This window comes from Sneathiella limimaris (assembly GCF_012932565.1).
In the GTDB taxonomy this organism is placed as follows: domain Bacteria; phylum Pseudomonadota; class Alphaproteobacteria; order Sneathiellales; family Sneathiellaceae; genus Sneathiella; species Sneathiella limimaris.
On sequence record NZ_JABBYJ010000001.1, the window covers coordinates 902,624 to 916,640 of the forward strand.

Consider the following 14,017-nt stretch of genomic DNA (forward strand, 5'->3'; position numbering starts at 1 on the left):
GAGCCGCTGATCAGTTCTTAAGATCGAGTTTTTCGATGTTTTTGCGGGCCGCGTCACCAGCTTGACTGTGAGGGGAGATTTGCAAAACTTTCAGCCAGTCATCCCTCGCCGCATCAACATTCCCTTCCAGTCTGTTGAGTATGCCTCGCTCGATTAGTGCTTCGACCAGATCTGGCTGTAAATCAAGCGCTAGATTGACGTCTTCAAGAGCTCTTTGATTATTTCCAAGATGCCGCCAGGCAGCAGCCCTGAAAGCGAGGGCGTCTGGACGCGTTGGATCAAGACGTAGTGCCAAGTCCAAGTCATTAAAGGCGTCTTGGTAATTGTCTGCAGCAGCTAGGATCCGACTTCGGTCAATTAAAAGCTCTATGTTGCCCGGATCAATATCAAGGGCGGCAGAGGCAACGGCCTGGGCCCTTTGGAGATCGCCAGCCAGTAACCAGCTATTAGCTGCTTGGGCTAACATGCCCACAACCAGCGGGCTGCCAGCTTTATGCATATCCTGAGCAATTTGTTCCATCCGCTCCGCCGCGAGATGATATTTTTTCATTTCCAACAGGGCGAGGGAGGCGCAGTGCCGCGCTGGAAACCCCCCACCTTTGTCTCGCCAACTCAAGGCAGACTCAAATGCGAGTTCTGGCTCCCGCTTTGTCAGTTTCAAACAGGCTTTGTATTCGTCATTCTCACTACGGGCGGCCGCTGGGGTCGCAATAGTGACCGTCAAAAAACCAGCCAGCAGGAGAAATCTCATTAAATTGGAGCCCGAGAGTGCCAAGTCTGTCCTCTTTTCTTGGGTCGCAAAAAATCGAAGTTATACAGGAGTTTGGACAGATGTCTAGCAGTCCATAATGGCTCAAATATGTCACGCATTTCGTATTTGTCCGTCACAGTTCTTTGTTCGGTGGAGGTGTTTGAAATGAGTGAAACGGAGATCAATCTACAAGTTAAAGAGCAAGAAGAATATCTGGCAGAACCTAGGAACGGATTTTTCATAAACAAGAAAACTGCCGCGGCTCATTTCCTGTTTCCTTTGGACATCCACGGCGGAATCAATGGTCTTAAACCATTACTTAGTTTGGAATATCGAAGTGACGGAGGCTTAGCGGATAGTGTCAGTTTACCCAAGGGTTGGAGAATTCGCGGACTTCAGTGCCTAGAGAAACTGGCCAGCGGAGATGTGATGCTGGACGGTCAGATGCGAAATGCGACCGTGGTTGGAAAGTCATCGTTGAAGGTGAAAGATAAATCAGGTCACTCACAGTTTTTCAAAAGAATTCACTCCAGAAAGTCCGGTCAGTATCAGCTCAAACGAACTGAAGATAACTGGCAAAACCGCATTCAGTACTTCTATTCCGCCAGCGGCTTTATCAGACGGATCACTTATGGGCGCGAGGGGTTTGAACCATGGGAGACAATCCGTTTTAAACGCGCCTTTTTCGTGGGTGAGATATTTCTGGGGCTCATGATGGCCCAGCCAAATATCTTCTGGGGGCTGTTGCCAGCCATAATTCCAGGTGGTTTTTGGGACTATTTCTATATGCCAAGGGCGCAAGTCGATGGCGCGGACATCCCCTGGTTCGCGGAGGCAGCGCCGGTAGCCCCGAATTCTGAAGACAGTGCTCCCTCCATTGTGATCGAGCTTGAGGAAGCAGAAGAGGGGCCCGAGGAAGAAGCCTCTCGCAATGAGCCATTTGAAGAGGAGGAGCAAGATTAGGTATCGCTGTACCAGAGGGTCCAAAATTCCAGATGTCATAAATCAGTCGCATTTCAATCCTAAGTGCTATTTTGAACAGCAATTGAAAGGAATGCTTATGAATCGTCTTTTGCTCTCTGGCGCCGCTTTGTTGGTCCTGACAAATTTTGCGATTGCCGATGAACTTCGCCCGGTCAGTGATCAGGTCATCCTGTCCCTGGCAGAAGAAGGCTGGGTCACAACAGAGACGGCGGATGTCACTGTCTCCTTCAGCATTGTGCAGCAAAATGAAACTGCTGATGCGTTGAAAGCAGAAGTCTTAAAGACACTTGATGGGCTTGATAAGGACAGCACCTGGTACGTCACAAGCTCGCGGGAGAGCAAGGATCAGACAGGCCTGAACCGTTGGTCGATTTCTGCGAATGCGCGCCTGAAAGAAGGGGCAATCGCGGGCTTGCATGACAAAGCGGAAAAGCTCAGCCGGCCGGGATTTCGAGTGACCGTTAATTACGTGAATTTCTCCCCATCTCTTGCTGAAACCAATGCCTTGCAATCTGACCTTCGGGCCAAAATATATGCAGAGGCAAAAAAGGAGGCGGAGCGTTTGTCAGCAGCTATCGGCGGTAGTGCCTATCGGGTTGAGACGATAAACTTTCTGCCAAATTACAGCCCGCAACCGATGCCCATGCACAAAGACATGGCGGTTCAACGGTTGTCTGCCAGTATGGAAAGTAGTGGTGGCGGCGGTGCCGGTGGCGCTAAGATGCCTGTATCGCAAAAATACACGGTTCAGGCGACCGTGACTTTAGGGCGCTTGGTTCCAATTAAATAAACGGGAGAAGGATTGAATGGTGGATGGCCTGTTGTGTTTCGGCTTTGGGTTTACGGCACAAGAATTAGCCCGGCAAAACCCGACTTGGCAGGTTTGGGGAACATCGAGAGACCCGGAAAAAATTTCTCAAACCTCCAAGCAGGTCCATCCGCTGAAATTCGACGGTCGGTCACAACCTGACGGGCTGGAGCATATTCAGGACCAGATTTCCCATATTCTGTTATCCATTCCGCCGGGTGAGGATGGCGATCCTGTTTTGCAGGTGCTGTACGATCAGATCGGAAAGTTCTCTAATCTAAAATGGATCGGATACCTTTCAACAACTGGTGTGTATGGCGATCTGGCCGGCGGGACCGCAACCGAAGAAACGCCTTTGAACCCCAGCGGGAAACGGGGGCAAAGGCGCGTTGATGCAGAGCAGGCCTGGCAACAACTGGCAGCGGAGAAAAACCTTCCGCTTCATATCTTTAGGTTGCCCGGTATTTATGGACCCGGTCGCAACCAGTTAGTTTCTTTGCAAAAAGGTAAAGCCCATCGGATCGTAAAGAAGGGGCATATGTTTTCCCGCATTCATGTAACCGATATTGCAAAAATTCTGACAGCTTCGATGTTGAAGCCTAATCCCGGCCGAATTTACAATGTGTCGGACGATTTGCCGGCACCGCCGCAGGATGTTGTGACTTATGCAGCAGAGCTACTTGGGATTGATCCCCCCCCCTTACAGGACTTTGAAACTGCTGACATGACACCAATGGCGAGAAGTTTTTATTCTGACAACAAGCGCATTTGTAATCGGCGAATAAAAGAGGAATTGGGTGTTTCTTTAACCTATCCAGACTATAAAAAGGGTCTGAAAGCCTTGTCAGAAGGCGCGTAATTGCTTATGTAAGCAACTGGTATTGTACCAAGTCTAGGATTAAAAAATGCCAAGAGCGAAATGCTTTGATCGGGAAGAGGCCCTGCAAAAGGCCATGAGAGCCTTTTGGGCTCGTGGATATGAAGCCACTTCAGTTCAGGATCTTGTAGAGTGCATGGGGATCAACCGTGGCAGCCTCTACGACACTTTTGGTGACAAGCATCAGCTCTTTATGGCTGCCCTCGCACAATATACTGAAGCCTCTCTAACGCGTGGCTCTGCCCTTCGGCAGGACGGTGATTCTGTTATGATCATCACCGATTTCCTGTTCAGTTTCATGTATCGCACGCTGGGCGATCCTGAAAAACGGGGCTGCTTTATCACCAACACTACGGTGGAACGCTCAGCCTATGACGAGGAATGCGCTCAGAAAATTCGCGAATATTACGATTGCATTGAAAAAGACTTTCAGGACTTGATCCGTCGGGGTCAGGCTGCTGGTGAAATTACCAACGCCCGTTCACCTGAAGAACTGGCGTCTTTCTTTGTTGGTGTGATGCAGGGTATTCGGGTGCTGGGTAAGGTCCGTCAGGAAGAAGCGGCGTTAAGACCAATGGTCGAAGTTGCGCTCGAAACCCTGAAAATGAAGACTGCCGCATGAGTTTTTCTCCAGAACTTTGGGCGTCTGTCCTAAACGCCGCTGTTTTTATTTCCCTGATTTTGATTCCCTGGGCCGTAGGCGCTGCTCGAAAGCTAACCCTTATCCTGGGTGTTGGCGGGTTGATTGCTCTTTTGGCATTTAACTTTGCAACTGGCCACAGTGTTGATGACTACACTCTGTCGGCAGATTTGATGATCCTAACTGCTGTCAAAGCAATCTTCTTCTTTGTGTGTAGTCTGATCATTGAGCGCATTTTCAGGGCTTACATGATCCGGCGCGAGCTACAAAAACCAGCTGAGAGCACTTTAGACCCAGAATCAAAAGCTGATTTTGATCGGCAGATGAAGGGAATGAAAGAGCGAAGCGGTAAAATTTTTGATTCCTGATCTTGCGTTTACTGGGCCATAACGGCCTTCAAGAACTCTTTTGCTTCTTCACTATCCCACTCGGCGGGCCCGACCATTCGGGCAACCTCCTCCCCTTCGGCGTTCAGGATCAATGTTGCTGGTAGGCCGAAAACGCCTGTTACGCGTCCTGATTTGATGGTCTTGTCATTGTAGGGCGTCAGGTTTTCAATCTTCAGGGCTTTGAAAAACTTAACCACCCGCTCTATCCCTTGCAGGTCATGGCTGACGGTTAAGACCTCAAACTCATCGGATCCCATTTCCCCTTGCAAGCGATCAATGGACGGCATTTCTTCCTTACAGGGACCGCACCAGGTTGCCCAAAAATTGAGAAGAATAGTTTTCCCTTGAAAATCGGATATCTGATGGGTTTTGCCCTCTGCATCAACGAATGAAAATTCCGCAATGGGTTCAGGATCCGAAGAGATAACGATATTTTTCATCTCTCCAACAGCAAGATCCTTCAAATTGGCCGAGAAAGCTGTTGATGTGAGGCCCACAACCCCTGTAAATGTAAGCAGGAAACCGAGCGAAGCAAGAAACGGCTTTTTGGTTTTCATCGTCATTACGTGTCCAGTTATTTACTACAAAGAGAGCCCACATGAGCGCAAATGAGCTTTGGGGTGGCAGATTTGCCAAAGGCCCCGCCGAAATTATGGAACGGATCAATGCGTCCATCGATTTCGACCGGCGCCTGTACCAGCAGGATATTACCGGATCCATTGCCCATTCCAACATGTTGATAGCCAAGGGTATAATATCAAGGGAAGATGGCGAGAAAATTCAGGAAGGTCTCCGGACAATTCTTCGTGAGATTGAGGCTGGTAATTTCAAGACAGATCCTGCACTTGAAGATATCCATATGCATGTTGAAGCCCGTCTTCGCGAATTGATCGGTGATGCCGCCGGTCGCCTTCACACGGCTCGCTCACGTAATGATCAGGTTGCAACTGATATGCGGCTTTGGGTGCGCGACACCATGGATCATCTGGATGGTGAACTGAAAGACTTGCAGACTGCCTTGGTTGACCTGGCTGACAGCGAAGCTGATACCGTGATGCCGGGCTTCACTCATTTGCAGGCCGCGCAACCAGTAACCTTCGGTCACCATATGCTGGCTTACACAGAAATGTTTGCCCGGGACCGGGGCCGGCTTCAGGATGCGCGCGCACGTCTTAACGAATGTCCTCTGGGATCGGCGGCTCTTGCCGGAACATCTTTCCCAATTGATCGAGAAATGACGGCGAAAGAGCTTGGCTTTGACCGGCCAACGGCAAACTCCCTTGATGGGGTGTCTGATCGGGATTTCGCGCTGGAATTTTTGAGCTTTGCCTCAATCTGCTCCATGCATCTGTCTCGTCTGGCCGAAGAGATTGTTATTTGGTCCAGTGCCCAGTTCCGCTTTGTTGAATGCTCTGACAGCTTCTCTACCGGCTCTTCCATTATGCCGCAGAAGAAGAACCCGGATGCGGCGGAGCTGATCCGTGGTAAAGCGGGTCGCAGCTCAGGTGCGTTTAATACCTTGCTGATGATGATGAAGGGTCTTCCCATGACCTATGGCAAGGACATGCAGGAAGATAAGGAACCGGTTTTTGACGCAGCCGATAACTTACAGCTTTGTCTTGCGGCTATGACTGGCATGATCAGTGACCTCACGGTGAACAGGGAAATCCTGAAAGCGGCATCCGGTGCAGGCTTTTCAACTGCGACGGATCTGGCTGACTGGCTTGTCAGAAGCCTGAATATGCCTTTTAGAAATGCGCATCATGTGACCGGCGCCCTTGTCAAACTTGCCGAGACAAAGAATTGTGGACTTGAGGATCTCTCCTTGCAGGATATGCAAGGGGTTGAACCTGCGATTACTGAAGATGTCTTTGATGTTCTCGGGGTTGATAATTCTGTGGCGAGCCGCACAAGTTATGGCGGAACGTCTCCACAGAACGTGAAGGAGCAAGTTAAGCTCTGGAAGTCCCGACTGGCTGGCGGTGCATAATGAAACAGGTCATTTCAGTTCTGATAATCGGTATTTTGCTGGTGGGCGGTTTAACGGCTTGCGGTAAAAAAGGCGCGCCGGTTTATCAGAAAAAGAGTGAGCAGACTAAATCTAGCGGCTGAGCTTAAGGAGCCGACCCGAATGGATCATTTTACCTATAAAAATGGGGAACTTTATGCTGAGGACCTACCCGTCGCGACCATCGCGAAAGAGGTGGGGACCCCTTGCTATATCTATTCCACTGCAACGCTGGAACGGCACTACAAGGTTTTCTCCGGCGCGTTTGATGGCAGCAATGCCCTTGTCTGTTTTGCTGTAAAGGCCAACTCCAACCTAGCGGTTTTGAAAACCCTTGCCAATTTAGGTGCCGGTGCGGACGTTGTCTCTGGTGGTGAGTTGCAGCGGGCGTTGGCCGCTGGGATTCCGGCCTCCAAGATTGTGTTCTCCGGTGTTGGAAAACGCCCGTGGGAAATGGAAACCGCGTTAAAGGCAGGTATTCATCAGTTTAACGTGGAATCAGAACCTGAAATCCGGGTGTTGTCTGAAGTTGCCTCCCGCCTTGGGATGGAGGCGCCTGTTGCTTTTCGGGTGAACCCGGATGTGGATGCGAAAACCCATGCGAAAATTTCCACCGGTAAGGCGGAAAATAAATTTGGTGTGCCCTGGCAGGATGTCTCCCGCATCTACCGGGAGGCGGCGGCTCTGCCTGGCATCAAAATTCAGGGTGTGGACGTTCATATCGGCTCTCAACTGACAGATCTGGATCCGTTTAACAATGCTTTCAAACGGGTTCGTGAACTGGTTGAGGATTTGCGCCGCGAAGGCCATGATATCACCCAGGTGGATTTGGGCGGTGGTCTTGGGATCCCCTATGATGGGACAATTCCGCCAAGTCCGGCTTCCTACGGCGCAGTTGCGATTGAAGCTATGGGCAATATGGGGGTTCAGCTGATTTTTGAGCCGGGCCGCCTGATTGTTGGTAACGCCGGTATTTTGGTCTCTGAAGTAATCTACGTGAAGCAGGGAGCAGAGCGGAAATTTATCATTCTGGATGCGGCCATGAATGACTTGATTCGTCCTGCCATGTATGACGGATATCATCATATTGACACAATTCTAGAGCCTTCTAGCGAAAGCATTCGGGAGCTGGCGGATGTTGTCGGCCCTGTCTGCGAAACCGGGGATACCTTTGCGCGGGGACGCGAGTTACCACCAGTAGAGGCTGGTGATCTTGTTGCGTTTCGAAGTGCCGGGGCTTATGGGGCGGTGATGGCCTCAACGTATAATACGCGGCCTTTGGTGCCAGAAGTGCTGGTGAACAAGGATCAATTTGAAGTGATCCGCAAAAGACCGTCCTTGGATGAGATGCTGGAACTTGATACAATTCCGACATGGCTGGATAACGGAAAATAAAGCGTTATCTTAAGTCCCAGAAAGGGATTTGATGGAGACACGCGAGCCGAAAATTGAAACGAAGTTGAAGCGGAAGCTGTTGGTCGCCCGACAGCTGATCCTGCTTGAACGGGTTTGGAAATTCTCTGGCCCGCTTTTTTGCACGCTCCTTCTGTTTTGTGCCTCTACGCTTGCTGGTGGCTGGACGGTTCTTTCTCCCTACATCCATTTTGCCGGCCTTTTGGCATTCGCGGCCGCCTTTATTGCCAGCCTTTGGTATCTCATCAGGCATTTCTCTCTCCCAAAGGAGGAAGAGGGACTGGCCAGGCTTGAGTGGGAAAACAGTCTAAAGCACCGACCGCTGCGATCTTCAGACGCAAATCCCATACTTTCTGAACAAACAACCGCACGAACGCAATTTCTGTGGCACCTTCATCTGAAACAGCAGCTTATGGCGCTTGGGAAGGTTCGCCTCTTTGCGCCGCGCCTTGGGGTTTCCAGCGGGGATAGCTGGTCATTTCGGGCCTTAAGCATCCTGCTTCTGGTGATCGGCATTGGTATGGGCGGCAGCGGTGCCCTCTCCCATTTCAAAACAGCTTTTTCAGTAAACCTGCTGGGACCGGTTGCCAAAATCGAAGCCGATATTTGGGCCGTACCGCCCGATTACACAGCCCTCGCTCCGGTTCTTCTCGTTCAACAAAAGACTGAAACTGTAGACGAGATACAAACCAATGGTGTTTCTGCCTTCAAGGTCCCACAAGGATCCAAGCTGATCGGCCGCCTGACAGGGGGAAGTGAAGATACCCCGCTGTTAAGGAATGGTCAGGACAGTTTCGCTTTTGACACAGTTGAACGTGGAAATTTCCAGGTCAATCTAGAGGATATTCAATCGGGCCGCTGGTCTTTGGAAAAGGACGGGGACATTGTGGCATCCTGGGATGTGGACCTAATCCCGGACCTTGCGCCCTTGATCAAGATCCTTACCCTGCCAGCTGAGACCGATCGCTCTGCCCTGCAGCTCGTTGTGTTGGCGGAGGATGACTACGGAGTTGTGGAACTCAGCGGCCTGATTACCCGCGATGGTCAGGAAGATGCAATCTTACTGCCACTGCCCTTTGTGCTCGGGGCGAAAACGGTTGAAAGTAAAAGCTATCATGATCTCACGGCACATCCCTGGGCTGGCTTGACGGTCAATTTACAGGTCACGGCCAAGGATGAGGCTGGTCAGATCGGGACCTCTCAAGTGGTGAAACTGAAACTGCCGGAGCGGGTTTTCACCAACCCTATCGCTCGCGCGCTGGTGGCTGAACGCAAAAGGCTGATGGCGGATCCTGAACAAAACCGGATCCCGGTTATTGAATCCCTGTCGATCATTACCTCTCTTCCAGAAGCGGAAAGTGAAGATGTAGGTGCCATGCTCATGGTCTCCGTCGCCCGCGGAATTTTGCTCTTTGAATCCGGCGATGAAACCTACAAAGAAGTGGCTGAGCTACTATGGCAGGCCGCCCTCAAGTTCGAAAATGGAAATCTCACCCTGGCTGAACGGGCCCTAAGGGAAGCTCAGCAGAGGTTGATGGACGCGCTCAATAACGGCGCCTCGGATGAAGAGATACAGAAACTGGTTGAAGAGCTGAAACAGGCGATGTCTGATTTTCTTCAGGAAATGGCCAAGAACCAGCAGATGCAATCCGGCGAGCAGCAGCCTATGCAACAAGGCGATCAAAACCAGATGCTGAGCAATCAGGATCTGAACAATATGCTGGATCAGATCGATCAGCTGTCACGATCCGGTGCGCGCGAGGATGCAAAAAATCTGTTGAGCCAGCTTCAGGATATTCTGGAAAACCTGCAAATGGCGTCCCCCATGATGCAAAGCCCATCCCAGCAAGCCGGTCAAAAAATGCTGAATGAGCTGGGTGAAATGTTAAAACAGCAACAGGATCTGCTGGATCAAACCATGCGAAGTTCCCGGCGCTCAGGAAATTTGAAGGATCAGCCTCTTTCCAAACAGGCAGAGCAGTTGCGGCGCCTCGCAGAAGAGCAGGAAAAGCTTCGTCAGAAGCTCGGTGAAATGATGGCTGATATGGGTATGCAGGGCAAAATTCCGGGATCCTTGGGACAGGCGGAACGCTCCATGAACTCTGCACGCGGGCAACTGGAATCCGGACAAGGTGGTCAGGCCCAAACCTCCCAGAAAAATGCGATGGATGCGCTTCAGCGCACCATGGAAGGGCTTGCCCAGCAAATGATGCAGGCAGGTCACGGTCAACCTCAGGGGCAGGTTGGCGCTCAAGGCAACAGGGATCCGCTCGGCCGTCCTGTACAGGAAAATGGTCAGGGGGGCCGGGACAACAATCAGTTCAAGATATTTGATAAAGGGTATCTTTCGACAACCCGGCAAATTTTGGATGAGCTTCGTCGTCGCTTGACCGATCCGGCCCGGCCGGAGGGTGAGAAGCAGTATCTGCGTCGCTTGATGGAACGCTTCCAATAAGCTGAACTTTTCCCTAAAATCTTTTTTGCTGACAACCAACCTGAAGAGACAACCTCGCTGGAAAATTTGATATGAGCGAAGACCATCCGTTTGCCCAATATGTCCGTGCCTTGGGCAAAGGCCCCAATATGTGGCGGGATCTGGATTTTGAGGAATCCAAGGATGCCATGTCCATGATCCTGAAAGGGGAAGCAGAACCTCTTCAAATTGGGGCTTTTTTACTCTTGCTTCGGCGTAAAGGGGAAACGGGCGAAGAGTTTGCAGGCATGGCCGCCGCCGCCAAAGCGCTATTTGAGGCTGATCTTCCAAACCTCAAGGTCGATTATGACTGGCCATCTTATGCGGATCGGCATCGGCAACAGCCTTGGTTTGTACTTGCCGCGATCTTGTTGGCCGATCAGGGCTATAAAATTCTCATGCATGGGATTGAGGGGTATTCAGAGGGATACGCCCCAACGCGCCCGGCGTTGGAATGTTTTAAAATTCCGGAGGCGACGAGCCTTTCTGACTTGGCGACACTTTTTCAGGATCAAAACCTGGTTTATCTCGGGCTTGAAAAATTTTGCCCAGAGCTGCAGGCCTTGTTCGAACTTCGGCCTTATCTTGGGGTTCGAACTGCAGTAAACACCTTTGCCCGTGACCTCAATCCGTTAAATGCACCTTGCCAGCTGCAAGGTGTTTTCCATCCGCCTTATAAAGCAGGTCATCTGCAAACTGCCAAAATTCTGGGGCAGGAAAATGCCATGATCTTCAAAGGCGGCGGTGGTGAAGTGATGCGTAATCCCATGAAAGAAGCGCGGGTTGATGCCCTGCTTGCCGGGGAAGAGACAGAGATCGTTTGGCCCGCACTCACTGACACCACAACCTATAAATGGCGGGAAGAAGACCTAACATCTGATCAGGTTCTAAAGCTGTGGCGTGGTGATATATCCTTGCCGGTGCCCGAAAAGGCGATCATTGGAACCTTGTCGGTTGCGCTCAAGATGAAAAACCCCGATGAGAGTGTTGAGACGCTTGATCGGATGGCGACTGAAATTTGGGAAAACCGGGATCGGGACCGCTTTTAACTGGCGTCCCGATAAAACATAAACTCGGTTTCACTGGAAAGATCCGGCATATATTTATACCCCGCCATATCGAATGATTTCAGGGCTTCTGGGCCATCGATTTTATTCTGACTGATGAAGCGGGCCATCATGCCGCGGGCCCGTTTTGCTGAAAACCCGATGACTTTCGCATTGCCGTCTTTCACTTCCTTGAAGATCGGTGTGATAACCGGATATTTCAGGGATTTTTTCGGAATAGCCTTAAAATACTCGGTGGAGGCCAGATTGATAATATACTGGGAAGAATGGCCTTCTAGTTCTTTATTCAGGGCTTTAGCCAGTTTATCGCCCCAAAAATCATAGAGGTTTTCACCGCGGCTGTTGGCCATCCGGGTGCCCATTTCCAGACGATAGGGTTGGATCAGATCAAGTGGCCGAACAAGCCCATATAAGCCGGAAAGGATCCGCACATGGTCTTGCGCGAAGTCTACATCGTCGTCTTTCAGGCTTTCGATATCAAGTCCGGCATAAGTATCTCCATTAAAGGCAAAAGCCGCCTGCTTGGCATTGTCCTCGGTAAAGGGAAATTTCATGGCTTGAAAGCGTTTGAAATTCAGCTCGCTTAAGTCATCGCTGATTTTCATCAGCCGTTTCAGATCACTTGCTTTTTGCTGCTTAGCCGCTTTGAGAAGCTCTTTTGTATCTTTCTGGAATTGAAGGTCGCTGTGGTCTTCAGGTAGATTGTCCCGGTCGAAATTCAGCTTTTTGGCAGGTGATAACAGTGCAAGCATAACATGGTATCCAATGACTAAAGTAAGTTACAGCTACGCATATAGTTATCGCCCATCAACGGTTCAATCGTCAACAGGGGCGGTTGAATACCACCAAAGATCCAGCGTTGAACCATAATCGCTGGGTAATTTGGGAAAGCGGATTTCTGGCGCTGTGTAGATCCACTGATGATCTGCATGATAAAGAGGAATGACATAGTCTCCCTTCAGCAGTATTCGGTCCAAGGCTCTGACCGCGGTCTCCAGATTTTCCCGCGTCTCTGCGGTGGCGATTTTCTGCACCAAATGATCAACGGCTTTATTTTGAATGCCGGGATAATTTCGGCTTCCAGGTGTTTTCGCGGCTTCACTGCTCCAGTAAAATTGCTGCTCATTACCGGGAGATAGACTCTGTCCCCATTTGGCAAACATCATGTCAAAATCATACTGGGTAATGCGGTTCTGGTAGCTGGCATCATCCAACTGCCGGGGGAGGAGTGTAATTCCAAGTCTCTTCAGGTTCTTTTTGAAATTCCCCAACAGCTTCAGATGACTTGTATCGTTATAGATCACTTCAATGGTGACGGACATACCGGTTTGCGGATCGATCAATTGCCCTTCGGATAATTCATAACCAGCCGCCTGCAGCAGGTCTTTGGCCTGTTTCAAGCGGGTCCGAATGCGGCCTGATCCATCGGATACTGGAAACAAGATCGGCTCATCGAAAACGGCTTTGGGGAGGTCATCCTTGAACGGGTGTAGCAGCTTGGTTTCAGCGGGATCCGGTAGTCCTGTTGCCTGCAGGTTTCCTGCCCCAAAGAAACTGGTTGTTCGCTCATACTGCCCGTGGAGAATATTTTCATTCACCCATTCAAAATCGTAAGCCAGCAAAATGGCTTTTCGGACCTCTCGGGATTTTAAGAAATTCCTTCTGCTGTTCAGGGCGATCGCCAGCATGGGCGGTGGCAGGTATAGCTTTGGTTCACGGGTTATGTAAGGGGCACTCGGCTGGATCTTGCGATCTACCCATTTTCCGGGGTCGGACTCAAAAAAGACATCCAGTTCCTGATTTAAAAAGGCCTGGAACGCGATATCAACATCTCGGAAATAATCATATGTAATGCGCTCGAAATTATAGCGCCCGCGGTAGGTTGGCATGTCCTGCCCCCAGAAATCGGGAACCCGTTTGTAGGTAATGGATTTACCAGGATCCAGTTTTTCAACGAGATAGGGACCGGTCCCAAGGGGGGCTTTTAAGGTGGTTTCTTCAAACGGCTGATTTTGAAAATAGTCTTTAGACAGGATTGGCATCAGTCCAAGGATCAAGGGCATTTCCCGGCCAGCGCCTGCCTTGAAATGAAAGGTGACCTGATCTGGTTCAACCACCGCAACCCTCTCAACAAGGCTGTAATAATGCCGGTGGTTGGGCCGTCCTTTTTGATGCAGGGTTTCATAGCTGAAAATAACATCTGCTGCTGTGACTGGCGCGCCATTTGAAAACCGGGCTTTTGGGTCCAGCTCAAAACGGACCCACTCCCGATTTTTTCCGGTTTGCACCGATTTCGCGATATTGGGATAGAGGGTAAAAGGCTCATCTTTTGAGCGCATCATCAGGGACTGGTAAACAAGCCCAAGACCTTTCGCGGAGACCCCTCTCACCAAGAAGGGTTGCAGGCTATCGAAGCTGCCGATCGCGGGAAGCCGTAAGTGACCACCGGGTATCGCGTTGGGATCTGTATATTCGAAATGTGAGAAGCCGGGTGGGTATTTGGGAGTCCCATGCATGGACAAAGCATGCTCCGCATTGGCCGAAGGGAAGGCCAGCGTAAAAAAGACCCAGACATAGGTAGAAACTATAATAAAGTATCTCGTCATA

At 50.5% G+C, this 14,017-nt stretch carries 14 protein-coding genes; 10 read left to right on the forward strand and 4 right to left on the reverse strand.

Features of this window, described 5'->3' with window-relative positions; translation table 11 throughout:
- Window positions 1-10: 10 nt before the first annotated feature.
- Window positions 11-751: a tetratricopeptide repeat protein gene (locus HH301_RS04320; RefSeq protein WP_169566991.1), complete on the reverse strand. Its 741-nt coding sequence runs from the start codon at window positions 749-751 to the stop codon at window positions 11-13.
- Between the two features lie 165 nt (window positions 752-916).
- On the opposite strand from HH301_RS04320, the gene HH301_RS04325 reads away from it, so the two are divergent.
- The 5 genes from HH301_RS04325 to HH301_RS04345 all read left to right on the forward strand — a co-directional run bounded on the left by HH301_RS04325 (window position 917) and on the right by HH301_RS04345 (window position 4,428).
- Window positions 917-1,714 carry a hypothetical protein gene (locus HH301_RS04325; protein WP_169566992.1) on the forward strand — a complete coding sequence of 266 codons (798 nt, stop codon included), beginning with the start codon at window positions 917-919 and terminating at the stop codon, window positions 1,712-1,714.
- A 97-nt stretch (window positions 1,715-1,811) separates the two neighbouring features.
- Entirely contained in the window at window positions 1,812-2,525 is a 714-nt protein-coding gene (locus HH301_RS04330; protein ID WP_169566994.1) for an SIMPL domain-containing protein, read from the forward strand.
- Between the two features lie 16 nt (window positions 2,526-2,541).
- Window positions 2,542-3,402 carry an SDR family oxidoreductase gene (locus HH301_RS04335; protein WP_169566996.1) on the forward strand — a complete coding sequence of 287 codons (861 nt, stop codon included), beginning with the start codon at window positions 2,542-2,544 and terminating at the stop codon, window positions 3,400-3,402.
- A gap of 46 nt (window positions 3,403-3,448) precedes the next feature.
- Window positions 3,449-4,042 carry a TetR/AcrR family transcriptional regulator gene (locus tag HH301_RS04340; protein ID WP_169566998.1) on the forward strand — a complete coding sequence of 198 codons (594 nt, stop codon included), beginning with the start codon at window positions 3,449-3,451 and terminating at the stop codon, window positions 4,040-4,042.
- Window positions 4,039-4,428 carry a hypothetical protein gene (locus tag HH301_RS04345; protein ID WP_169566999.1) on the forward strand — a complete coding sequence of 130 codons (390 nt, stop codon included), beginning with the start codon at window positions 4,039-4,041 and terminating at the stop codon, window positions 4,426-4,428. The genes HH301_RS04340 and HH301_RS04345 overlap by 4 nt, the downstream gene beginning before the upstream one ends.
- A gap of 8 nt (window positions 4,429-4,436) precedes the next feature.
- On the opposite strand, the gene HH301_RS04350 is transcribed toward HH301_RS04345, so the two are convergent.
- A complete protein-coding gene (locus HH301_RS04350) occupies window positions 4,437-5,012 on the reverse strand; it encodes a TlpA family protein disulfide reductase (RefSeq protein ID WP_169567001.1) in 576 nt (191 codons plus the stop codon).
- 35 nt (window positions 5,013-5,047) lie between these two features.
- Between HH301_RS04350 and argH the strand changes: the two genes are divergently transcribed.
- The 5 genes from argH to HH301_RS04370 all read left to right on the forward strand — a co-directional run bounded on the left by argH (window position 5,048) and on the right by HH301_RS04370 (window position 11,392).
- Window positions 5,048-6,439, forward strand: coding sequence for an argininosuccinate lyase (gene argH, locus HH301_RS04355; RefSeq protein ID WP_169567003.1), 1,392 nt, complete (start codon window positions 5,048-5,050; stop codon window positions 6,437-6,439).
- A complete protein-coding gene (locus HH301_RS17745; protein ID WP_277348801.1) occupies window positions 6,439-6,561 on the forward strand; it encodes a hypothetical protein in 123 nt (40 codons plus the stop codon). The genes argH and HH301_RS17745 overlap by 1 nt, the downstream gene beginning before the upstream one ends.
- Before the next feature lie 19 nt (window positions 6,562-6,580).
- The gene (lysA, locus tag HH301_RS04360; RefSeq protein ID WP_169567005.1) at window positions 6,581-7,852 is read left to right on the forward strand and encodes a diaminopimelate decarboxylase; all 1,272 of its coding nucleotides are present in this window, start codon (window positions 6,581-6,583) and stop codon (window positions 7,850-7,852) included.
- A gap of 31 nt (window positions 7,853-7,883) precedes the next feature.
- Window positions 7,884-10,325: a TIGR02302 family protein gene (locus HH301_RS04365; RefSeq protein ID WP_169567007.1), complete on the forward strand. Its 2,442-nt coding sequence runs from the start codon at window positions 7,884-7,886 to the stop codon at window positions 10,323-10,325.
- A 71-nt stretch (window positions 10,326-10,396) separates the two neighbouring features.
- Window positions 10,397-11,392: a glycosyl transferase family protein gene (locus HH301_RS04370; RefSeq protein WP_169567009.1), complete on the forward strand. Its 996-nt coding sequence runs from the start codon at window positions 10,397-10,399 to the stop codon at window positions 11,390-11,392.
- Here HH301_RS04370 and yaaA read toward each other — a convergent pair.
- Together yaaA and HH301_RS04380 are read right to left on the reverse strand one after the other, a co-directional pair.
- A complete protein-coding gene (gene yaaA / locus HH301_RS04375) occupies window positions 11,389-12,162 on the reverse strand; it encodes a peroxide stress protein YaaA (protein ID WP_169567010.1) in 774 nt (257 codons plus the stop codon). The genes HH301_RS04370 and yaaA overlap by 4 nt on opposite strands.
- Before the next feature lie 63 nt (window positions 12,163-12,225).
- Complete coding sequence (locus tag HH301_RS04380) at window positions 12,226-14,016, reverse strand: extracellular solute-binding protein (RefSeq protein WP_169567012.1); 1,791 nt, start codon at window positions 14,014-14,016, stop codon at window positions 12,226-12,228.
- Between the last annotated feature and the right edge of the window lies 1 nt (window position 14,017).